Origin of the sequence: Nostoc sp. (assembly GCF_036919815.1) — a bacterium.
GTDB lineage: Bacteria > Cyanobacteriota > Cyanobacteriia > Cyanobacteriales > Nostocaceae > Nostoc.
The window spans coordinates 43347-65736 of the sequence record NZ_JBALCE010000040.1 but is presented as its reverse complement, the minus strand read 5'-3'; the positions used below and the strand labels follow the sequence as shown (position 1 = coordinate 65736).

The 22390-nt window shown below is 42.2% G+C and carries 23 protein-coding genes and 2 pseudogenes; 16 read left to right on the top strand and 9 right to left on the bottom strand.

The features are described 5' to 3' along the window. Positions 1-129 precede the first annotated feature (129 nt). The 6 genes and pseudogenes from V7K15_RS10965 (at position 130) to V7K15_RS10945 (ending at position 4679) form a co-directional block, all read left to right on the top strand. Entirely contained in the window at positions 130-573 is a 444-nt protein-coding gene (locus V7K15_RS10965) for an SRPBCC family protein (RefSeq protein WP_334905524.1), read from the top strand. 410 nt (positions 574-983) lie between these two features. Then, positions 984-1382, top strand: a pseudogene (locus V7K15_RS10960) (DVUA0089 family protein); the annotation flags it as partial. Between the two features lie 105 nt (positions 1383-1487). Continuing rightward, positions 1488-1589: pseudogene (locus V7K15_RS29960) on the top strand (PEP-CTERM sorting domain-containing protein); the annotation flags it as partial. A 117-nt stretch (positions 1590-1706) separates the two neighbouring features. Continuing rightward, positions 1707-3017, top strand: coding sequence for an efflux RND transporter periplasmic adaptor subunit (locus tag V7K15_RS10955; protein WP_334905522.1), 1311 nt, complete (start codon positions 1707-1709; stop codon positions 3015-3017). Between the two features lie 620 nt (positions 3018-3637). After that, the gene (locus V7K15_RS10950; protein ID WP_334905521.1) at positions 3638-4105 is read left to right on the top strand and encodes a hypothetical protein; all 468 of its coding nucleotides are present in this window, start codon (positions 3638-3640) and stop codon (positions 4103-4105) included. Positions 4106-4355: 250 nt separating this feature from the next. Continuing rightward, positions 4356-4679, top strand: a complete 324-nt coding sequence (locus V7K15_RS10945; RefSeq protein WP_334905520.1) for an SDR family NAD(P)-dependent oxidoreductase — start codon at positions 4356-4358, stop codon at positions 4677-4679. Between the two features lie 13 nt (positions 4680-4692). On the opposite strand, the gene V7K15_RS10940 is transcribed toward V7K15_RS10945, so the two are convergent. Further along, entirely contained in the window at positions 4693-5415 is a 723-nt protein-coding gene (locus V7K15_RS10940) for an IS4/Tn5 family transposase DNA-binding protein (RefSeq protein ID WP_334905519.1), read from the bottom strand. Between the two features lie 459 nt (positions 5416-5874). On the opposite strand from V7K15_RS10940, the gene modA reads away from it, so the two are divergent. Beyond that, positions 5875-6777, top strand: a complete 903-nt coding sequence (modA, locus tag V7K15_RS10935) for a molybdate ABC transporter substrate-binding protein (protein ID WP_334905518.1) — start codon at positions 5875-5877, stop codon at positions 6775-6777. A gap of 402 nt (positions 6778-7179) precedes the next feature. Here the strand turns inward: modA and V7K15_RS10930 are convergent, their stop codons facing one another. Then, positions 7180-7815: a transaldolase family protein gene (locus V7K15_RS10930; protein WP_334905517.1), complete on the bottom strand. Its 636-nt coding sequence runs from the start codon at positions 7813-7815 to the stop codon at positions 7180-7182. Between the two features lie 450 nt (positions 7816-8265). Here V7K15_RS10930 and V7K15_RS10925 point away from each other — a divergent pair, with 450 nt between their 5' ends. The 3 genes from V7K15_RS10925 (at position 8266) to V7K15_RS10915 (ending at position 10710) form a co-directional block, all read left to right on the top strand. Beyond that, on the top strand, positions 8266-8964 hold the full coding sequence (locus tag V7K15_RS10925; protein WP_334905516.1) for an aquaporin: 699 nt from the start codon (positions 8266-8268) through the stop codon (positions 8962-8964). A 202-nt stretch (positions 8965-9166) separates the two neighbouring features. After that, entirely contained in the window at positions 9167-10231 is a 1065-nt protein-coding gene (locus V7K15_RS10920; RefSeq protein ID WP_334905515.1) for an aldo/keto reductase, read from the top strand. Between the two features lie 101 nt (positions 10232-10332). Continuing rightward, the gene (locus V7K15_RS10915; protein WP_334905514.1) at positions 10333-10710 is read left to right on the top strand and encodes a VOC family protein; all 378 of its coding nucleotides are present in this window, start codon (positions 10333-10335) and stop codon (positions 10708-10710) included. Between the two features lie 164 nt (positions 10711-10874). Here V7K15_RS10915 and V7K15_RS10910 read toward each other — a convergent pair whose 3' ends face one another. Beyond that, the gene (locus V7K15_RS10910; protein WP_334905513.1) at positions 10875-11003 is read right to left on the bottom strand and encodes a hypothetical protein; all 129 of its coding nucleotides are present in this window, start codon (positions 11001-11003) and stop codon (positions 10875-10877) included. A 499-nt stretch (positions 11004-11502) separates the two neighbouring features. Between V7K15_RS10910 and V7K15_RS10905 the strand changes: the two genes are divergently transcribed. From V7K15_RS10905 to V7K15_RS10895, 3 genes are read left to right on the top strand one after another with little or no spacing between them, the layout of a single operon-like run. Continuing rightward, entirely contained in the window at positions 11503-12741 is a 1239-nt protein-coding gene (locus V7K15_RS10905) for an acyl-CoA dehydrogenase family protein (RefSeq protein WP_334905546.1), read from the top strand. Continuing rightward, positions 12734-13480 (top strand): PIG-L deacetylase family protein, encoded by a 747-nt coding sequence (locus V7K15_RS10900; RefSeq protein WP_334905512.1) that lies wholly within the window; start codon positions 12734-12736, stop codon positions 13478-13480. Before V7K15_RS10905 ends, V7K15_RS10900 begins: the two co-directional genes overlap by 8 nt. Further along, the gene (locus tag V7K15_RS10895) at positions 13477-14067 is read left to right on the top strand and encodes an SAM-dependent methyltransferase (protein ID WP_334905511.1); all 591 of its coding nucleotides are present in this window, start codon (positions 13477-13479) and stop codon (positions 14065-14067) included. The genes V7K15_RS10900 and V7K15_RS10895 overlap by 4 nt, the downstream gene beginning before the upstream one ends. Before the next feature lie 57 nt (positions 14068-14124). On the opposite strand, the gene V7K15_RS10890 is transcribed toward V7K15_RS10895, so the two are convergent. Both V7K15_RS10890 and V7K15_RS10885 read right to left on the bottom strand, forming a co-directional pair. Next, complete coding sequence (locus tag V7K15_RS10890; protein WP_334905510.1) at positions 14125-15333, bottom strand: glycosyltransferase family A protein; 1209 nt, start codon at positions 15331-15333, stop codon at positions 14125-14127. A 789-nt stretch (positions 15334-16122) separates the two neighbouring features. After that, positions 16123-17613 (bottom strand): DUF3131 domain-containing protein, encoded by a 1491-nt coding sequence (locus V7K15_RS10885; RefSeq protein WP_334905509.1) that lies wholly within the window; start codon positions 17611-17613, stop codon positions 16123-16125. A gap of 190 nt (positions 17614-17803) precedes the next feature. Between V7K15_RS10885 and V7K15_RS10880 the strand changes: the two genes are divergently transcribed. The 3 genes from V7K15_RS10880 to V7K15_RS10870 all read left to right on the top strand — a co-directional run bounded on the left by V7K15_RS10880 (position 17804) and on the right by V7K15_RS10870 (position 19643). Further along, positions 17804-18379 carry a TIGR04376 family protein gene (locus V7K15_RS10880; protein ID WP_334905508.1) on the top strand — a complete coding sequence of 192 codons (576 nt, stop codon included), beginning with the start codon at positions 17804-17806 and terminating at the stop codon, positions 18377-18379. 21 nt (positions 18380-18400) lie between these two features. After that, a complete protein-coding gene (locus tag V7K15_RS10875; protein ID WP_334905507.1) occupies positions 18401-18532 on the top strand; it encodes a hypothetical protein in 132 nt (43 codons plus the stop codon). Between the two features lie 550 nt (positions 18533-19082). Beyond that, the gene (locus tag V7K15_RS10870) at positions 19083-19643 is read left to right on the top strand and encodes a nitrate transporter (RefSeq protein ID WP_292796304.1); all 561 of its coding nucleotides are present in this window, start codon (positions 19083-19085) and stop codon (positions 19641-19643) included. A 78-nt stretch (positions 19644-19721) separates the two neighbouring features. Here the strand turns inward: V7K15_RS10870 and V7K15_RS10865 are convergent, their stop codons facing one another. The 4 genes from V7K15_RS10865 to V7K15_RS10850 form a co-directional block, all read right to left on the bottom strand. Next, positions 19722-20744, bottom strand: coding sequence for an NADP-dependent oxidoreductase (locus tag V7K15_RS10865; protein WP_334905506.1), 1023 nt, complete (start codon positions 20742-20744; stop codon positions 19722-19724). A 92-nt stretch (positions 20745-20836) separates the two neighbouring features. Then, entirely contained in the window at positions 20837-21319 is a 483-nt protein-coding gene (locus tag V7K15_RS10860) for a GNAT family N-acetyltransferase (protein ID WP_334905505.1), read from the bottom strand. Between the two features lie 112 nt (positions 21320-21431). Then, complete coding sequence (locus tag V7K15_RS10855) at positions 21432-21866, bottom strand: VOC family protein (protein WP_334905504.1); 435 nt, start codon at positions 21864-21866, stop codon at positions 21432-21434. Positions 21867-22033: 167 nt separating this feature from the next. Then, the gene (locus tag V7K15_RS10850; RefSeq protein WP_334905503.1) at positions 22034-22348 is read right to left on the bottom strand and encodes a GNAT family N-acetyltransferase; all 315 of its coding nucleotides are present in this window, start codon (positions 22346-22348) and stop codon (positions 22034-22036) included. Positions 22349-22390: the final 42 nt, after the last annotated feature.

The window sequence follows — 22390 nt, the reverse complement described above, 5'->3', positions numbered from 1 at the left end:
TAAAAACACACATCTATGGGATTGATATCAAGAATAATTTTTGAGTTTGTTACTTATATTTGCTTTAATCTACTGTCAGTGCGGAATTTTGCGTTACTCTAATTGCAGCAACAGCATCAAAGATGTGGAATGTCCCAAGTTTTGTCACAATCGATTCAAATTAATGCTACAGCTACGGTGGTGGAGCGCTGTATTAGCGATTTAAACCTCATGCACCGTTGGCTCAACCCCGTTCTCCGTTGCGAACCTGTGGGCGAAGCTTGGAGTACTGATGTCGGCAGTCAAAGTCGTTTTATCATTCAAATTCCTTTACTAAAACCCACGTTGAATAGCGTAGTTGTGGAACGAAAACCGGGTTTGATAGTCTGGGAATTTCAGGGATTTTTTCAAGGGCGCGATCGCTGGGAATGTCAGCCAACAGAAAGGGGAACGTGTCTAATCAACCGTTTTGAGTACGATATCCCTAACCCTTTAGTGAGTTGGGGTTTCAACACCTTTGCTGTATCTTGGACAAAAGAAGATATGCAAGCTCAACTGCACCGCCTCAAACGAGTCGCAGAAGAACAAGAATAATTCGCTCATTGGTCTTTTAACTAGCTATGAACGAAAGTTCATAGCCAAAATAGTCCAATTCCTTCACAAAGGGCTGAAATCCTTTTTAACAAGAGAGGCAGGAGGAATACTGCCCTCTGCCTTCTTCACAACACTTTTACGATGACTGTGGGAATTCATTCTGAAGCAGTTGTTGAGAATAGGGCTTCATCATTCCCTTAAGTATAAACACGGCTTCAAACCTTTGGTAGATGGGGTTAAAAGCCTTTTAAAGTAGGTGTTATTACCTTTGCTTCCCCACACTAGTAGCTTTATTCCTCAGTGAATTTTCTGTGAAGTAGGTAAAAAAATTTTCAATCATTTAGAGACACATATTAGTATCGAAACGTTGAAGGCAGACAAAAAGATTCGTTTCTAGGGTAAATAACCGAATGGCTACTGTAAATGTTTTGACAAATTTATCACTGACTACAGTGGGAGCAGCAGTTATTGCACTGGGAGCAGGAGGAACCGCACAAGCTGCGACTTATACTGAAGTGGGTGATGCAGGTAAGACTTTAAAAACTGCCCAAAATCTTCCTCGTGGCATTAATGTCATCAAAGGAACTATCTCTTCTAAAAAGGATGCTGACCTGTTTTCTTTCTATTGGGATAGTGGGCGATTCAAAGCTACAACAGTCGATGGTGCATCCTTCGATACCCTACTAGAACTGTTTGATTCCTCAGGTACGGTAATTGCTCTGAAGGACGATTCTAAGGGTACGGCGCAATCCACTATCAATCAATTTTTGGATACTGGTGAGTACTTCTTGGGAATATCATCCTTCCCCAACTTTGACCTATTTGATATTAATTATGGTACTATTCCTGGTTTGTCTTCTGGCGATTACTCTATCACCCTAAATAAGAAGACTGCTTCTATTCCCAAACGCATTTCTGTTCCCGAACCCGCTTCTCTGATCGGCATCTTAGGCTTAGGTGCTTTCGGCCTTACCTCTGTTCGCAAGCGTAAACAACAAGCCGCAGTTAAGGCATAAGCATCTATTTTTCTTTAGGCTGTTTAATTTAACTAACCAATGCTGTGTCAATATGGTGCTGACACAGCATTTTGAATAGAATTATAGTTAATTTGTTCGTTAAGTTCCTCATCAGCCATGACACCCCCTGAGCCTCAAACTGATTTTGGAGATAAACCTCCACAAAGCTCATTTGAGCCACCTTCTGGAAAACGACGGTGGCTTTGGCTGTTTTTAGCTGCACTACTATTTTTAGGCGGCGGAGCAGCTCTAGTTTGGCGTTTGCTGACTCCGCAAAATTCAGCGCCTTCAACTGCTAAGGCTCAACCTCTAGGGGTAAGAGTCAAAATATCGACAGTACAAAGCGGCATAATTGAGGAAAGTTCAGATTTTATTGCTAGCCTAAAGTCCCAGCGCTCAGTCAGGCTCCAGCCGAGGATTCAAGGTCAAGTTACCCAAATATTTGTCAAATCGGGAGATCCAGTCGCAGCCGGAGCGACAATTATCCAAGTAGATCCTACGCCACAAGCTGCGATCGCTCTTAGCAATCCTGTACCTCAAGCATTTTTAGTGCAACTGGAAAATGCCCGCGCTACACTCAAATCTCTGGAAGCAGAACGAGCATCCTACGTTGTGAATGTGCAATTATACCAGCAGAACTACCAAAAGTATGTCACCCTAGCTGAGGAAGGAGCCGTGTCTCGACAGACTCGCAATCAGTATGCTGATCGGCTCGCCACTACGAAGACTAGTCTTGATGCAATTAATTCTAGAATTCAAGCACAACGAGCGATCATATTGCAAGCTGAAAAAGCCTTGCAGCAAGGTAATGTAAATACTCAAAAACAACAGATCGAGTATGACAAAATTACCGCTCCCTTTAGTGGCACAGTTGGCGACATTGCGGTGAAAGTCGGTGATTTAGTTAATACTTCCACACAATTAGTTAACATCACCCAAAATCGACCTTTAGAAGTCAATATCTCTGTACCACTAGAGCAAGGAACCCAATTGCGTAAGGGAATGCCGGTGGAGGTTATGAATACACAAGGTCAGAAGCTTGGTAGAAGTAGGGTCTTTTTTATTGCACCTAATGCCAGTAATGAAACACCAGGGATACTGATCAAAGCACTGTTTAACAATCCTAATGGTCAGCTACGTGCAGATCAATTGGTCAGGGCTAGATTGTTCTGGAATCAGCGCCCCGGAGTTTTAATCCCCACAACAGCAATGACTCGTGTAGCTGGGGACACTTTTGTTTATGTAGTTGAAACCGAAAATTCTCCCCAAGGTGTATCCCAACAAGTAGCTCGGCAAAAGCGAGTCAAGTTAGGCGAGATTAAAGGTAATAATTATCAAGTGATTGAAGGATTACAGCCAGAAGATAAAGTTATTATCTCAGGGTTGCTCAATCTCAGAGATGGTGTGGCGATCGTTCCAGAATCTTAATTAAGGGGAATAGTTCTTAATCTTGTCTGCTACCAATGCCCGGCCAAGAGCGTTAACTATAGTGATGTCTTACGACAAGCCGCTCTGCGTCTACGCTCCTTTGTATGCAATACACTCTGACCTCTCTTCTCTGTTAAAAGGAGAGCATTCGTGACAGCTTAAGCTATAACCCATATTCCGCACTTCAAGATATAATACATCGATATTCAAGAATATTCCTAATAAAAGCCAATCATTAAGTATTAATACTGATAATTTATGCTGGTTTGTGATTGATATCTAACCACCATTTGCCAGATATTGGAAATCTTCGTATATTACAAAATGAAGTGCAGAAGTGGGGTATAATTCGTTTTGTCAGTAGTGATGACGCTGTAAATTATCCGCGCGATCAAGGATCTATCTAATTAAGCTTTAAGACAAGAATGAACGATAATTTTCCAGATCATGCTTCGGCGTAGCCCAACTTAGCGATCGCAGGCTGAAAATTTGTGTTTATGACCTCGATTTTGACTAAATTTTAAGCAGCATCACTTATTGACAAATGGTTAATGACCTTAACCTATCACCAACGGGTAAAGGAAAGGAATTACTTGATTAGGTAAAGGAGATAAACAATTATGTCAGTGCAAATCATCCAATCTAAATGTGGTTTAGTTTTAACTTTTTTACTTGGACAGATAATGTTGTTTGCGGCGCCAGTACAAGCTGGAGTGCAGGGCAAAAGTTACAATATGAATGTTTATTCGAGTCGGGGATATAATTTTACTGCTTGTTTTCAATTTGATCCCAACGGTACCCTAGAGTTTCTGGGACAAAACGCTACTTATAACGTTAGTAACGATCAGATAAGTTGGCAAGCAGTCACACAACCACCTTCACCATTAGTAAGTATCGCACTTAAGGGTGTAGTACAAGGAGACTTTGTTGCAGCTCTGGCGATAAGTGGTACTGCTCTCAATTCTAACGGCACTACTTTTACATTTAATGGAACACTGTTATCTCAGCCAATATGTCCGGCTCAATTGCCGATAAGTCCAACAAATCTTCAATTCGGGAGAAATCCGGGAAATCTCTTCTTAGAATAATTTAATCTACGCAGATTTGATCAACCAGATGAGCTTTTGGTTAACGAAGACAGACAGCTTATAAAAGATGTCTTTAGACTATGGTCAAGACAATACCTGTGTGATTAAGCTAATGTACTTTTAATTTGCATAACGAGGGCGGGCAAGATGCCCACCCCACAAGATTTTTACTTCCAGGTAATATGCAAGTTAAATGTCTAACAGCTTAGCACTTAAATTCTGTCAAGTTTAGTAGGGCGATTGGGTTTAGATGATGACATCTATAGCAGGAAAAGTTGCAATTATCACAGGTGCATCGCGGGGAATTGGACGAGCGATTGCACTCAAGTTAGCTGGTAACGGTGCGTCTGTTGTCGTTAATTATGCGGGTAATGCAGGCAAAGCAGAGGAAGTTGTTGCGGAAATTGAAAAGTTGGGAGTAGAAGCGATCGCTATCCAAGCAGATATTAGCAAAGTAGCTGACATCCAACGGTTATTTGAGCAAACACTTGAACGCTTTGGTAAAATCGATATTTTGGTCAACAATGCCGGAATCGCCATAAACGCGATATTCCCGTTTCAAAATCTAAGCTAGTAACGTAATTCGTTCAAGAAGTCAGAGTTTTCTCAATACGACGGTCAGGGATCAGCCACATAATTGCAACTAAAACGTATAATGCACAGGCAAACCATGAGTTCACAAAGGCAAGTGGAATTGCTACAGCATAGAACACCACTGATACTTTTCCCTTCAAGTCTCCACCGACTGCGATCGCTAGAGTCGAATCCCTACCTTGGTGAGAAATCAGGGCGCGGGTAAGGATGAAGTAAGCGATCGCAGCCAACAACAACACCGTACCATAAAGGGCAACTGGCAAGGCGGCAAAGTGATTCTCACCCATCCAGCCAGTGACGAAGGGAATTAGCGACAACCAAAACAGCAAATGCAGATTAGCCCAAAGTATACGCCCATTAACGTGGCGGACTGCTTGTAGTAGGTGATGGTGATTGTTCCAGTAGATGCCGATATAAATAAAACTCAGTACATAGCTCAGAAATACCGGAATTAGCGGACGTAGCGCGGCTAAATCGGATTCATGCGGCACTTTGATTTCTAGCACCATAATGGTGATGATGATGGCAATCACCCCATCGCTGAATGCTTCTAACCTCCCTTTTCCCATCTGTGCAGGTACTCCTTTTCTGTTTACTTGAAAGTAAGTTGCGCCAAATCCTTGACTCAATATTTTACCAATTTCTGTGGCTCGTCGATTTAGTCTGCGATCGCCCAGTTGAGACAAAGCAAAATTTTTTGACCACCAGCGCGACATTGTTTGTTTCCTTGAACACCCAATTTTACCAACCGTACTATCAGTGAATATACTTGATATAGAATCCGTTTGAGAGATTGCTTTTGAACAATTGCCGTCAAAAGTCAGATGCATATACTTCTTTAAATAGAAAAATTATATTTTTAAAATAACTTTATACAAAATTTTCTCTATAGTACAGATGCATTAACCTACTTTCTTGGTATTTGAAGTGGTTCTATGGCAGTATAAGTACATAGATGACTGTATTTTTTATATAAAGATGCTTTCAAACTAGTTGTAATTGATTGGACATTAAAGTAGGTTTAAATACATAACTAACAAAGATTGCTTACCAGCTATGACTTCTTCTTACCCTATCTTCTGGATGGAGTGAAAAGCAAACCTTCAAGGCTGGGTGCAAGATTTGGAATTTCAAAAATTGTAGTAACTCGCACATTAAATCTACGGAAATATTTCATGAAAAAAAGGTACAAATTAGCACTGGCTACCGCTAGCATTGCTTTGGGTTTTGGTGTAATCCAAGCTAAACCAGCACAAGCTGCCACATTTAGTGGTCCGATTAACATCTATGCTGCTGCCAGCTTGACCGACACCCTACCCCAGGTTGAGGCACTTTACCAGCAAAGCAACCCCAACGTCACCTTTAACAATACCTTCGGGGCTTCTGGTACTCTCGCTAATCAAATCCTAGCGGGAACAAATCCAGTAGATATCTTCTTCTCAGTATCCCAAGCACCGTTAAATACTCTGGAAAATGCCAACAAACTAATAGAAGGAACCAGGCAAAACATACTAAACAACACCTTGGCTATAATCACGCCGATAAATTCAACCATATCTATATCAAGCGTTCAAGACCTATTACAGCCACAGGTGCGTCAAGTGGCTATTGGTAATCCTACGGTTGTTCCAGCAGGAGTATTCGCCCAGGAATTATTTACCAATTCCGGGATATCGGGGCAAATCCAACCCAAACTTGTCTTCGGATCGAGTGTGCGTGATGTACTAGATAAAGTGTCAAGCGCCACTAATGATAGTATAGATGCGGGCGTTGTTTACACCACAGACGCTCTAACAGCACTTGATAAAGTCAAAATTGCATACACTCCGCCTATCAACCTTTACTCTCCGATTGTTTATGGCTCTGCTGTACTCACACAAACTCAAAACCTAGACGCAGCTAGGAACTTCAACTCCTTTCTGTCCAGCTCTCAAGCGTCACCCGTGTTTCAGAGTTCTGGATTCTCTACTATCCCCGAACCTATGACTACTGGTGGCTCAATAGCAGTAGGTATAGTCGGCCTGATGATGAAGCGAAAGGTAAAGGCAAAAGCCAAAGCTAAAGCAGCAGTGGATTAAAGGTTTTTGGTTGTATTCTCAATCAAAATTCAACTCACAACTGCAAATAGGAATCAACCCAGATTATACCTGGGTTTTTTTTGCTCTTGTGTCTCATGGTTAGGTGGGATTTATTTAATACACGCTATGAGCCGTAAAGCAATAATAATTAAATAGGACTTACGCATCAAGTACAAAATGTAGGGGCAATACCCTGCGGTCGGCTAAAGCTACATGAATTGCCCCTACGAGGAATCAAGCCTTTCACTGCCTTTTTGCGTAAGTCCTGTTAAATATCAACTGCTGCGACTGAAAAATACAGCAGCTATAACAATTAAACCTAAAAGCGCTAGAGGAACCCAGAGATTAGGTATATCTGACAAACTCATATTTAATTACGAATTACGAATTACGAATTACGAATTATTTTAAGCCGATGCCTGTTTTAGCAAATTCTTCAACCGTTTTTTGTGAAAATTCATGAGTAGCGATCGCCTGCAACATTGCCAATGGTAAAGTTAAATGATCCGCCCCAGCTTGCAATGACGCGGCGGCTTCTTCAGGAGATTTGATACTAGCTGCCAAGATTTGAATATCAGTACCTTTGAGTACGCTAGCCATATCCCGCACCAAAGCAATACCGTCACCTAACAACCGGCTAGCGCGATTGACATAAGCTATGGCAATTTTAGCTCCAGCTTCCCGTGCTACTGCTGCCTGTGCTGCACTGTAAATTGCTGTCACCGCACAGGTAATTTCTGAGGATAGACTCGCCACCACTTCAAAACCTAACGGTGTTGCGGGAATCTTTAAAATTGTTTGTGAACCAATAATCTCGAAAGCTTTTCTACCTTCAGCTAGCATCCCATTTTTATCAGATGCCATAAGTTGATAGTATAACGGGCCATTTGTCAAGGCAACCAATTTTTTGAGCGTGGTTTCTGGTGGGGTATCGCTTTGAGCCAACAGCGTGGGATTTGTTGTAATGCCTTTTACCCATCCCCAAAGCTTAACAACTTCAGCTTCCGATGCGATCGCACTGTCTAGATAAATAGCCATAATTTGTCCCCTTAATTGTCTCGCTATAACTCTGCATTCATCTCTGGTACACTGTGAAGAACACCAATGTTTTCAGGTAAATAGATCACGCCCTATGGTACAGCATTGCTGTACTACCATCTGCTTTGTAGTTTATGGAAATGAAAAGTGCTGTAAGGAAAAGCCAGATTTGTCTAAAGCTATGTAGAAAGGGAATAAATTTAATTTTTCATCAAGTTTTTAGGGACTTCCAATTAACAAAATATCTCATCGTTGGGGCCTATGGCAATACCCCCTACAAATATACAAATAATTTAGGATGATTTATTTTTTGGAAGTCCTTTAAATAAGCCAATCGACAGTAGGTTGTTACCTTTTATACTTAATAATCCAGAAGCGAGTATTGATATTAATGTCATTCGGCTAATGTATGCAAGTATTAATCACGTCTAGCCAGTTATGGCACTTATCATGAATCGTTACTCCTTAGCAAAACGATGTTTGGCGGAAGCTCTAGGTACAGCTTGGTTGGTTCTGATGGGCGTGGGTACTGCGGTGATCTCTGGTTCAGTACCTTGGGTTGGAGTTACTGGGGTGGCGATCGCTTTTGGCTTAAGTTTGTTGACTGCCGCCTATACTTTTGGTTCGATCAGTGGATGTCACGTCAACCCCGCAGTCACAATTGGTTTTTGGGTAGCCAATCGGTTTTATTTCGGAGACGTTTTGCCATATATCGGCAGTCAAGTTCTTGGCGGAATTTGGGGGACTACTATCCTGTTTTTGATTTGCATGGGGAAGCCGGAGTTTACAACAGCCAACTTTGGTTCTAATGGGGTGGGAATTCACTCCCCTGGTAACTATAGCTGGTGGGCTTGTGCATTAGCCGAATTCATCGTTACCTGTGGCTTTGTGCTGCTGATCTTGAGCGTAACATCTTTTCGCGCTCTCAAGCTGTCTGCACCAATCCCCATAGGTTTAGCGCTGATCTTGGCGCATCTTATCCTGATTCCTATTACCAATGCCAGCGTCAATCCGGTGCGATCGCTAGCCACAGCTATCTTTACTCGCGGCTGGGCATTGGCTGACCTTTGGATTTTCATCGTCTTCCCCATTTTAGGTGGAGTTTTGGCGGGTATGGTTGCCCGATGGCTGCAAAAACCAGACATCTAACAAGCTTTTCCCATTTAGACAAAGGAAAAGAAAATGAATATAGAGACGTAGCACTGCTACCTCTCTACAAGGGTTCTGGATAACGCATATTTAATTTCTGGAGATGTCCAATGTCTCACAACACACCTGAGTTAGAATTCTTTTGCGAGATTGTCGTGCTACTATACAACTCATTTCCTGTTGTTACTTGTAAAAGATAGTTATGGATATCAGTAGACGTAGCTTATTGAAAGCTGCTTCGGCTTCGGGATTAGTGGCAGCAGGACTGGCTTCAGAAGGATTTTTGCAACCACTCTTAGCCCAAACAAAACCTGTTGAGCAAACGAATCAACTGCTAGCCGAAACAGCCACTCCAACTCGACGCGGCGAGATGTTATATCGTACCCTCGGACGTACCCAAGAACAAGTATCTGTAATTGGCTTGGGTGGGTATCACATTGGGAAAATTCAAGAGGAGCAAGAAAGTATTAAGCTGATCCGCAGTGCCATTGATCGCGGCATCAACTTTATGGATAACTCTTGGGACTATCACGACGGACGTAGCCATCGCTGGATGGGGAATGCTCTTAAGAACGGTTATCGGCAAAAGGTCTTCTTAATGACCAAAATCGATGGTCGCACCAAAGGCGCTGCCAAGATGCAGATTGATGAATCGCTCAAAGATTTGCAGGTAGATCACATTGATTTAATCCAGCATCATGAAATACTGCGCTTTGAAGACCCTGATCGAGTCTTTGGCACTGGCGGCTCAATGGAGGCAGTCGTCGAAGCCCAGAAAGCAGGCAAAATTCGCTATATCGGTTTCACAGGACACAAAAATCCCCAGATTCACCTTCAGATGCTCTCAACCGCCACACAAAATGGTTTCCGTTTCGATACGGTACAGATGCCATTGAATGTAATGGATGCCCATTTTAGAAGTTTTGAACATCAGGTTTTACCTGTGCTAGTCAAAAACAACATTGGTGTATTGGGAATGAAATCGATCGGGGAGTCCTACATTCTCAGAAGCAACACGGTCAGCGCCATTGACTGCCTGCACTACGCCATGAATTTACCAACCTCAGTGGTGATTACTGGCATCGATAGCATGAGAATTTTAGACCAAGCTTTTGAGGCAGTCCGCACGTTTGAGCCAATGGATCAGGCACGAGTTACAGCACTGTTAGCGCGTACCCGTGAGGCCGCGGCTAAAGGGCAGTACGAACGATATAAGACTACAAACCAAAATGACAGTACAGCCATGAATCCCGCTTGGTTAGGGTAAATATTAAACTACTGTTTAACGATAAAGTTACAGTGTTTTTAATCGTCAAAAAGGTTGATAATATCTATATTGGCAAAAGTTTTGGATTAGCACTGTAGATTATGACATTGAAAAACACCTTTGGTGAATATAGTTTTATCACTAAAGTAGACGTTACGAATCTGGAAGCTAGTGTCGAGTGGTACAAGTCCAAGCTCGGATTTGTTCCTGAAGACAAATATGACACTCCTAACTGGAGACAGCTGAGCCTCCCTGATATTGGGCGCTTTGCAATTGGACTGAACTTAAGTAACTCAGTTGAAACAGGTAGTACTGTTAGTACCTTTGTTGTAAACAATATAGTTGTTGCTCGTCAAAGCCTGATTGAACAAGGAGTTGAAGTTGGCCCAATTACCGATGTCGGTCATGGAGTGCAATTATCTGTCTTCAAGGATATTGACGGGAACTTGTTAGGGCTTCGGCAAAATCCGCAGTCTTAACCATTAGCTGCTCAAATCAGGGATGAGGCAGCAACTAAACTCATGTTGCTGCTTCTAAGGTTTATACGCGATGCCATCTGTATCTCGGTTAAAACCTTTGGGATCGGCTGGTAGTAATTTAAATCTTCTTTTGGTAATATCTCTTTTAAGCCAATACACTTGGGTTAAGGTTTAACTGTTGTGTTGTCAAAGTGAATTTTTTTTAACGTAGACGCTTCGGCTTGCCGCAGGCTACCACCTTCTCTGCGAGAGGCTTCCGCCAACGCGTAGCGTCTCGTTAGAGAAGGACGCATACCACTTCGTGGAAGCAAGCTACGCGCAGCGTCTCGTAGAGAAGGACGCAAAGGAAGAGAAGGAAGAGAAGGAAGAGAAGGAAGAAATGTTTAACTGAACTGTATTGTCTTTTAAGCGGCTTTGTTGCATCGTTCAACTAGGCTGTGCTGGGGATAAATCCTATTTGTCAAACTTATCCGGTCTGCATTCATTCGACTTGCGTGGTAAGCTAAAAAACATCTAAACTAGACAATCGAATTAAATCAAACTCTTGTGGGGTGGGCATCTTGCCTGCCTTAATTATGCAAGTTAAATGTGGAACAGCTTATTGTTAACCAAATCCCACGTCGCCGCAAATAATGATCTACTGAGATGCTTCGTTATGCTAACTATAAAAGCAAAAGACGCTTTTAAAACAACCTCTTAGAGGTGTTTTAGTTTTCTCCCTTTTTCTGGAGTATAGAATCACACAAAAGATAGAGGTATTAACTGGCTTAATTTCATTACTATCAACAATATATAAATAAATGTTACAGAAAGGAGTCGGTTATTAGCATCCAGTTATCACAGAATGTCGTCATCCCAAAATGCCATGATTCCAACATTGCTCTGGATCTAAAACGTGCTAGGGAAATTGCTGATTATTGTGCAAAGAATGCCAGTGCTATAGATTATAATACTGCTTTTCCGAAGCAGGAATTTGAACTGATTGCTAAGGCGGGGTTGTTAGCTGCACCATTGGCGAAAGAATTAGGCGGATGGGGTGCAGGAATTGATGCTAATCTTACCTACGAGCTTTTAATATTATTAAAGCAGATGGGGTATGGTAATCTGGCAGTTGGCCGAATTTATGAAGGACACATCAACGCTCTGCAACTGATTCAGACTTTTGGTTCTAGAGAACAAATTACCAGCTACGCTCGTGATGCCCGCGATCGCCATAAAATATTTGGGGTTTGGAATGCTGAAGCCTCTGATGGTGTGAAAATAATTCCTTTTGAGAATGGACGTTATCGGCTGGAAGGTTCTAAAACCTTTTGTACTGGTGCAGGCTATGTTGAACGTCCTTTCGTGAATGGAGTCTTGCCAGAAGGCGGTTGGCAAATGTGCATTGTGCCGATGGACGAAGTGACAACAGTTAGTGATCCAGCTTGGTGGCAACCTTCTGGGATGCGAGCTACTGCTAGTTATAAAGTGGATTTTAGCGGTGTAGAGTTGGAGCAGAGCGCTTTAATCGCCGGGGTAGGAGATTACTTTCGACAGCCCTGGTTGTCTGTTGGGGTGATTCGGTTTGCCGCAGTGCAACTAGGTGGGGCAGAAGCACTGTTTAACCTGACTCGTGAGTATCTCCAGAAGTTGGAATATACAAATGATCCATATCAACAGGAACGGCTTGGCAGAATGGCGATCGCTATTGAAAGTGGTAATCTCTGGCTGCGCGGGGCTGCGGATCAGGTAGCAGCGTATGCGCCGGTGTTTGGTGGCGATCCCACGGTTCCCCACCCGCAAGCAGATCAACTCGTCGCCTATGCAAACATGGTAAGGACAGCAATTGAACAAATTTGCATTGATGTGATGCAATTGTGTCAACGTTCTGTTGGGACTCGCGGCTTGCTACCACCAAATCCAATTGAACGTATTATCCGAGATTTAAGTATATATCTGCGTCAACCTGCTTTTGATGCGGCCTTGGCAAATGTCGGGAAGTATGTCTTGCAGCAAAGTAATCCTGCTTGTCTGCTTTGGAACGATGAATAAATTTGGCTTGATTACATCACCACTAAGCAATCCTAGTGTTTTACCCTGGCGTTCAGTTAACGAGATTGCTTGTAGTCCGGTACTAATTGTTGCACCCCATCCTGATGATGAGACATTAGGTTGTGGGGGTGCGATCGCACTGTTACGGTCTTTAAATTGTCATGTGCAAGTTTTAGTCATCAGTGATGGTACTCTTTCACACCCTCGTTCCCAGAAATATCCCGCAGATAGACTGCGATGTTTGCGGGAGGCTGAAACACTATCAGCATTGAAATTGCTGGGTGTAAAGGTTAATCATGTCACCTTCTGTAGAATGCAGGATGGGTCAATTTCAACACAGTATCAAAGCGCAGTCGCTAGTTGTTGTGCTCATATCACAGAAGTCGCCCCACAAATTATCTTTTTACCGTGGCGATATGACCCTCACGCAGACCACCGAGCGACGTGGAAGTTAATTCACACAGTCCTAGATGGTTTGCGTTTATCCCCCCGATTGATTGAGTATCCTATTTGGGATTGGGATTGCCAGCAACGGGGGAGTCTGCCAGCATCTCTTGAGGTGACAACCTGGCGGTTGAATATTAGCACGGTACTGGAGTTAAAACAGCAAGCGATCGCTGCTTATCGTTCTCAAATTACAGACTTAATTGATGATGACCCAGAAGGCTTTCGCCTGAGTGCCGAAATGTTAGCGAACTTCACTCATCCTTGGGAAGTTTATATAGAGGAAAACCGATGAACCCGTTACAATCCAATTCTCTACCACCCAGCTACTTCGATAAACTCTACAGTGAAAATCTTGACCCGTGGAAGTTTGAGACAAGCGTTTATGAAGCTAACAAATATGCAACCACGATCGCAGCTCTGCCTAAAGAGCGCTATCGGTCTGCCTTTGAAATCGGTGGTTCCATTGGCGTTTTAACTGAAAAGCTACAAGCGCGTTGTGACAAATTATTCTCAGTTGATGTGTCAAAACTAGCTCAGGATAAAGCAAAAAAGCGCTGTCAGCATCTCTCCAATGTCAACTTCCAGATTATGCGTGTCCCAGAGGAATATCCTGATGAAATGTTTGATTTGACCCTAGTCTCGGAAGTTGGCTATTACTGGGGCTGGGAAGACCTGAAAAAATCCCAACAATGCATTTTAGAACACCTGGAACTAGGAGGACATTTACTTTTAGTTCATTGGACACTCTATGCCTGTGATTATCCTTTAAGTGGGGATGAAGTTCACGACTCGTTTTTGGAGTTACCCTCAAATAAACTGCGGCATTTAAAAGGTCAACGCGAGGAAGAATATCGACTTGATTTATTCGAGCGAGTCTGAGAAATAAACCACTTTGGAAGCGTTACCCTACTCTAGGGTGACGCTTTCCCTTAGCAATTACTGACGCAAACTCTCAAGACGCAAGCGCAAATCTCCAATTGCTTGTTCAATTTTCACAAATTTCCAGCGCGAAGCCCACCTTTGTTCTGACTGCTGGCGTTCTTCGACCAGTTCAAACAATTGACCAAAGGTATAAGGTTGGGTCAATTTTTGCACAAGCCATTGGGCTGAAACTCCCAGCATCTCTGCCAAGGACACAACACTGGGATGACTTGGCTGATAACCATTGAGAACGTACCACCACATCACTCGTAATTGGCGACGTGCAACAAAACGAGTTTCGATAGCTGCTGCTGGCTCGACTAGAAATGATTGCTCTTGCTGTCCCATTTCTATCCATTGACTGAGCTGATTTGCTAAACCAACATTGGTACGTCCGATTTGTCTTGCCGAAGTTACTACCCGCACTAGGGAACTGTGGCGAAAACGGGCATTTACCCGTACTAAGGCACGGTAAAAAGCTACATCTTCAGGAGTCCGCACTGGTGGTAAGCCTCCTGCTAATGCATACATTTCTGCTGTTACTGCCAAACTTGCTCCATAGTGTTGATAATGGCGGGGAAAGCTGTCATAGGGGTCGGGATCAAGATAAGTTTCTAATTCGGTAATTAAATAGCGGTAGCCTACTTCACGCAGATAGCAAGTTCTGGCGTAAGGGTGTAGATTAGCACGACCAGCTTGCTCAACAAGAATTCGCCCACCGACAGCATCAGCACCACAACTAATTTCATACAGGTTGGCAGCAATCCAAGTTGGGCTAACCTGCGAGTCTCCATCAGTTGAAGCAATTACCCCCCTTGTGCGTCCTAAACTAGACAAACGATGGTATGCTTCATCCATTAAAATCTGACGCACTCGACCAATATAGGCTTCCGCAGGAGGGAGAGTTTTTTCAACTATATGCAGTGCGATATCTGGATGTTGTTGAGCGAAAGTTCGGGCTATAGCTGCTGAATCATCGCTACAATTATTTGCCAACAAAATTATTTCGTAGCGTCTGGGATCTAAAAGCTGTCCTTCTAGATCAACTTGATGTGTCAGGGCAGTAAGGGTTGCTGCTAAAGTCTGAGCTTCATTGCGAACTGGAACAATTACACAAACTTCACAATGCGGTGACGGCGGTATTTGGACTAAAGGTTGAGAAAAGTCTTTACCGAGTTGTACAGATGGAAAGTCAGCAACGAAGAACAAGCGCTTACTTTCCATAAAAACCATTTTTCCATCTCCAGAAACAGTATTTCATGCACAATCGCAAATTATTAATATTTGTAACTATATTTTCATTTTCATATTATCTCATTTATTTGGAATCTACCTACAGTATGATTAGTGCTGATTAAAACTCTCTGAACAGAAGCGAGCAAAGAATGTATTGTATTTAATTTTTTTGACTGATAATCATTCTGAAGAAGGATACGAATAATATTAGATAAGTAAGTCCGCGTTAAAAAATCAACCTATGTGACGAAATTTAAAATCAGCGAACAGCTTATAAATCAGTGACTTCGCAGTTTTTCCAAAACTAAACATACATAGGTTTTATTGTGCAAACCTACTTTTTATTAAGTAACCAAATAAGACCAAAGCAGATTTATGCAAAAACTTAAACGCAAGATTAATAACCTACTTTTTGGTGGTTATAAACATTCAAAGGGTAATTCTAAAATCCAAAATCTAAAATGAAATAACAGAACTAGTGACTTGATTGCTGGGGTCAATCTAAAATCTAAAATTGTGTGACTTCTGACCGACAAAGACTCATGATACAGAGCAACTAAATTTATTTATGGAGAAGAAAAAAATGTATTTCGAGAAGCAATGCGCTTTTAAATTCGGCGCAAAGCCGGAGACGCACAGCGCAAGAAATACGAAGCGGAGCCGGAGACGCTCCGCCTCCGGTCCTTATTACAGAGCAACTAAATTTATTTATGGGGATCATTAATTTTGAATTCGGAGCGTACTCCTACGGAGAAGCGAGCTACGCGCAGCGTCTCGTTAGAGAAGCAACGTGACTCCTGCCCAAATGGTAAGCGGTTGTCCAACTTGCTTATACAGTAAGCTCTCTAGAATTACGCCATTATTGTTGGCGGTAAGAGTTTTATTTGGGTGATGCAAAGACTCATAGAAACCGTTGTACCAGCCATCTTTTGACTTGAGGTTGCCTTGGACAAAATCAAATAACTGGCGGGTATAAACAGTGTTATAAAGTACATGCCAGCCGATCGCAGCTTTGGCACTGAGAAATCGCAAATCATTGTGCTGTTGTCGGGTATCTGTAATGGTTGTCCAAGCTTCGCCGTTGACAAACAGGCTGCTGTAAACAAAGTATGGAGAGCGATCTAAGTTGTCTTCGGTGACGGCGGTTAATTGTTTTGTGGCTTGATAACGCGCTGCTTGAGCAGCTAAAATCCGATCAGCATAGGCTTTAGGCAAAGCTTGAAACCCAGTTTCGATGCCATCTAAGATATAGGGTTCGCTCAGAACGTAATTATTAGCTCCAGAGTTTTTATAGTCGCGGCGATCGTAAGGAACTCCCTCTCCGTAAAGATTAACAAAGGCAGTATGAGACTGATAATCTAAGGCTTGCTTAACATCCAAGCCCCAAAGCTTCAGACCATAGGCAGCATAATTCTCATAACCTAAGCGACCTTCTTGGTTATACTGTTCTTTGCCTTTGATAACGGCAGTACCGTACATTTGGCCATTTTTGGTTAGACGCTTGACTTGCCAATGTTTCCAAACTGCTGCCGTTTGCGATCGCATTTGTGGATACTTTGCGCCAACAATCTTCAACCAGATTCCCATCCTTCCCAAATCAATCGCTGACCAACCAATTTCTTCGCGTTTTTCTAGTTGACCATAATTAACAGGTACGAGGGTTTTTGCATTGTAGACCTTGTTGGGTAGTTCGCCTTTGTATAAGGGCATTGATGCCAGAGTCTTCAACATTTTACTCATTTTGGCTTCAAATTCAGCCATCGGTACGATATTGAGTTCTCTAGCACTAACTAAAGCTGCGATCGCTGCTGTCTGATCCCACATACTTACAGAGGCAAAGCCATCAACAGAATTGACCAAGCCAGTTTCATCGTTCCAGTTGCGCTGGAAGTATAACCAAGCCTGACGCGCAGTTGTCGTTTCCTCTGGGGTGAGTTTTCCAACTCCAGGAGCAACATAGGGTATTATAGCTACTGTTAGTTGGTTTTTAGGGATGGGTTTACCTGGTAAAACCAGAGATTTCGCATCCAGCCTCGCAATTATTTCAGCTTTTTTAGCAGAAGAAACAGGGCGTTGGGGTTTATCTGGTTGTTGCAACTGGGCTGAAGCACTTTGGAATGTTGATATTTTCGGTTTTTCTAGAGAAGTCTGGGAAAATTGCTTAGACCAAACATTTAAAATTGCGATCGCGATCGCAGCCGTCAGGACTCCTCCTACAGAAGCTAGTATGGACAAGCTCTTAGGCGGCGGTTGAAAATCAGAACTCATGCTTTTTTAAAGCCTGATCTTGTAAGTCAGGGTTGCTTGCGTAGTTTCACCAAATACATTCTTCCCAAGTTTGAAATCTAACTAACACCCAGAAGTGCATCTGACGGGAACTATTAAAATTTACATTCCGCCGACGACGATAATTATTTACAATAAAATAGTCACGCACCCGATCTCTGGAGTTCTAGCAGTGGGCTTATTTGATGATTTGAGTCGGTTTCTAGAAAATCGTTTAGAAGAATTCTTGCGTAACAATCCACATTTGGAGTTAGAGGCGCTGCTAGAACAGCTGCGTGAGCAAGAGGAAGACACATTAAAGCTGATCGCAGACTTACAATTACAAGAGAAGCGATCGCAAGAAGAAATTCTCTCCACCGCTCAAGAAATTCAGCGTTGGCATATCCGTGTTCAAAAAGCTGAAAACGCTGGCAGAGAGGATTTGGCGACTGCGGCGGGTGAGCGAGAAGCAGCCTTGTTGCGGGAAGGAAATCAGCGCTGGGGACAGATGCAAGGGCTGAAAGAACGCATTAACCAATCTCAAGAACTACTGCGAAAAATTCAGCAGCGCCGACAGGAGGTGCAAGCTAAAGCAGCCGAAGCACAGACAGCCCGTACTCAAGCACAAACTCAGCAGCGTTTGGAAACCAATGGCTGGTCGAATCAAACTAGCAGTTATTCTGGTGGGTTTGATGACTTAGAAGAAAAGTTTCAGCGCTGGGAAACCCAAGATGAGTTAGAACAAATGAAGCGGAATCTGGGCAAATAAACCAACGAAAGAATCAGATTTATGAATAACTGTTGCGATGCTGACGTTGGTCAACTACCCAAGCGAGCTTGCGGTTTAAAACCCTCACTGAACTCTCCTACCCTGCGGGAAGCTGGCGCAACAGTGGGTCAAAATCATCCGTGGTCGCTTTAATATCCCCCCCCTTAAAAAGGGGGGCTAGAGGGGAGTGCGCGAAGCGCACGCTACGCGAACGAAGTTTCAGGTTTTGAGTGCGTAAGTCTTGAATTATTATCTGTATTGCTAATAACAATTTATGCTATTTATTTAGGATTAAAAATTTTAGAGATTTATACTTAATAGAATCTTCAATTAAATTTTGGAAATTGTATTTAATTTGCTAATCATGATTTATTTTTCTGATAAAGTTTAGTAAAGCCAAGTTTTACCTCTTCTTTGTACTACCACTAACACATCGTAATAATACCTAAGTTTTTTTGATTAACCGTCAACCAGGAGAAGATATAAAAATTTTGTAGTAATCCAGGACTTACGCAAACAATAGCCGAAACCCTGATTTTCAGGTAGGGGCAATTCATGAATTGCCCCTACCGTATGTAGTTTTGCGTAAGTCCTATTAATCAAAGACGAAGTAGAATTAAATCCAGTTTTCTATTTCCTATTTGGTGTTGTTGCCGCAGTATTTCCCAGATGTTTCCATGAGAACTGAGGCAGAAAAAATAATATGTTTTTAGACATTTTGGCTAGCCTACAACGGTTATTTGTGGGTTACATTCCAGCCGTTGTGTTGGGTAGTTTCATCGGATATTTCATTGGACTAAATAGCATGATTTATCAGCTATTTAGGCTGATATTTCAGATCCCACATAGCATCCCTCCTATAGCTTTGCTACCTATTGCCCTAATAGCATTTCAAGAGAGCGAATCGGCTGCTATTATAGTAGTTTTTCTGGGAACTCTCTGGACGATGATTATTAATACAGCAATAGGTATGCAACATTTTCATAGACAGAAGAATAACTTTCGAGTAGCGATATTTCATATATTTCATGCCTTGAAAGTTAGCATTTGGGTAGCTTGGTTTATAGTTATTGCTACAGAAATGTTAACAGGTCCAAAAGGACTTGGCTTTACCCTCTGGGATGCTTATAAAGCTGGCAATACCGATTACATAATCCAAGTAATCCTCTATATCGGTATCATTGGCTTTTTGCTAGATCAGTTACTAGATTTCGCAGCCTATATTCTCTCACAAATGGTATCAGATGGGAAAAAATCGGACTAAATTTTGTCTAGGCTTGCGGATTACACGCTGCCAGCTAATAGTTTGCTTCGCAGAACGTATTCCTAAAGAACCTGAGTATTAACATCCTGTTGGGTCGTCATTGACCTTAACAATCAGCTTGCCAAAGTTCTCACCTCGAAGTAAACCGATGAATGCGCTAGGAGCTTTCTCTAAACCAATAACTACATCTTCTTTATACTTGAGTTGGCCAGATTGCAACCATCTAGAAACATCATGCAAAAAATCATTAAACCGATGTTGGGAATCACTAACTAGAAAACCTTTGATTAAAGCCCGTTTGATTAGTAGTGGCATTAAATTAGGCCCTGGTGGAGTAGATGTGGCGTTATATTCCGAAATCAAACCTACGAGTGGAATTCTTGCCCCAAGGTTAATCTGCTGCAACACAGTTTCTAAAATCACACCTGCTGTATTGTCATAGTAAACATCAATGCCATTAGGAGCAGCTGCTTTGAGCGCTGAATCAAGTTCTTGAGTTTTGCGGTTAATGCCAACATCAAAACCTAATTCCTTAACTATATATTCCCGCTTATCGTCACTCCCGACAATTCCCACTACTCGCGCACCTTTAATTTTGGCAATTTGACCTGCTACTGCACCCACAGCACCAGAAGCGGCTGAAACCACAACAGTTTCACCTTCTTGAGGTTGACCGACATCAAGTAGAGCAGCATAAGCAGTCAGACCAGGCATACCCAAAACACCTAAACTATAAGATAAAGGTGCCTGAGTGGGATCAAGCTTACGCAGTGTCTCACCTTTAGATATTGCATAAGTTTGCCAACCATTATTATTCAAAACAAAATCTCCTACTTGAAATGGAGGATGATTTGATTTAATTACTTGGCTGACTGTACCACCTACAATAACTGAATTCAATTCTAGTGATGCAGCATAAGACTTGCGTGCACTAATACGACCACGCATGTAAGGGTCGAGAGATAGATAAATGGTGCGGCTAAGAATTTCGCCTTCACGCGGTTCCGGAGTTGGTGTTTCTACGAGAGCAAAATCACTCTCTTTTGGTTCGCCGACTGGACGACTTTTGAGGATGATTTGTTTGTTAATTAAATCAGACATAAGTTATTTTCCTCTAAATCAATCGTTTTTTAGGTTAAACTACTTATTTGCATTCAAGAGTTAATAATTTAACTTAGTTAATTATTCAATAATTAGCTAGGTTTCCACTCACTCTGTAAGATGCTGTAAATGTAATCATCCCATAGTTTACCGTCTAATTCGTGATGTTCTCGCAAAATCCCATCTCTATGAAAACCTAGCTTGTCAAGTAGTTTGACTAAGGCAATGTTGAAAGCAGCAGTTTGACAATATAATTTGTTGAGTTCTGTTGTTGCTAAGAGGTAATTAATAGCAATTATCAATATTTTTGTTCCCATACCCTGGTTTCGCCATTTTGGGTTGATGGTATATCCAAATTCCGCCGAACGATTCCGTGGGTTAATATCAAAATATCTGAATCTCCCTACAGGTTCTTCTAATCCATCCATGAGGAAAGCAAAAATTATCGCTTTATCACTTATCGTAATTCTTTTACCGTCACTAATAGGACGGCATGTTTTTGTTTCAAGGCGGTCAAATTTACCCCAGTCATTAAAGGCATTCTGATGTTCAGATGTTGCACGTTCAATCCACATAATTAATTAGTCTGCTTACGTGGACGAGCATAAAATTAAGCTTTTGTATACGCTCGCCAGAAGGTTTAAAGCAGAGTACCAGCTGGCGTGCGACTTCCAGTAATCTTGGTGCTTAAGACACTCTTGCTGAATGTCTTTCTAATAGCGACTCCTCTGTTTGTAGCTGTGCAAAAGTACTCTTAACAAACTCTGCGATCTCTATACGATTCCCACCGGGATCGCGGAGGAAAAATCGCACGCATCCTGGAAGCGATCGCTGATCGGGAATAATTTCTACTCCATGCCCTTTTAGGTGTTCTTCAAAGGCGTTCAAGTTATCGACTTGGAAGCAATAATGTCGTCTAGATGCTTGGTTATTGGTGTTTTTCTCTGTACTAATGTGCAATTCAATATCTCCCAACTTGTACCACGGTCCTGAATCGTTTTTGATCACTTCAGGTCTGGGAATTTCTATCAGTCCCAAAACTTTACTGTAGAAAAACAGCATTGCTTCCTCTACTTCAAAAAGATAGGTTACTTGAATATGATGAACTGCATCAAGCTCCATACATTTTTCTCCTAGTTTGGGTTAAATTTGGCAACGGTGCAATCACCTTTTGCAGTAATAGTGGCGTATTTCTAAAGTTTTTCTGTTCCAACTCACCAAAAACCTATGCGACAAGCTTTCCCATATTGATACGTTCTTCAACGAGATAGCCAAGTTTTCTATAAAACTCAACTACTTCTGCATTGGAGATATGAACTTGGAGATTGATTTTGAGGCATCCTATCGCGATCAATACCCTGCCGTTGATACTGAGGGCTGAACGCAACTGTGTATAACCAACCGCGATGTCCGTCATATTCTGCCATTATAGTGCCTACAATTACAGAGCTAATCTGAGTAACAAAAAACAACTCAGGCTGTACAGCAAGCTTCTGACTGATTATCAATTTGGGGCTGCTGTGCGACGGGTTGTTAGGAAACACCTCATCCCACAGAGTACTGACTGATTCAGCATCAGATTCTTGGTATGGTCTTATATTCATCTACATCTACTAAATCAAAGGACTTGCCTTTGCCGATTGTTT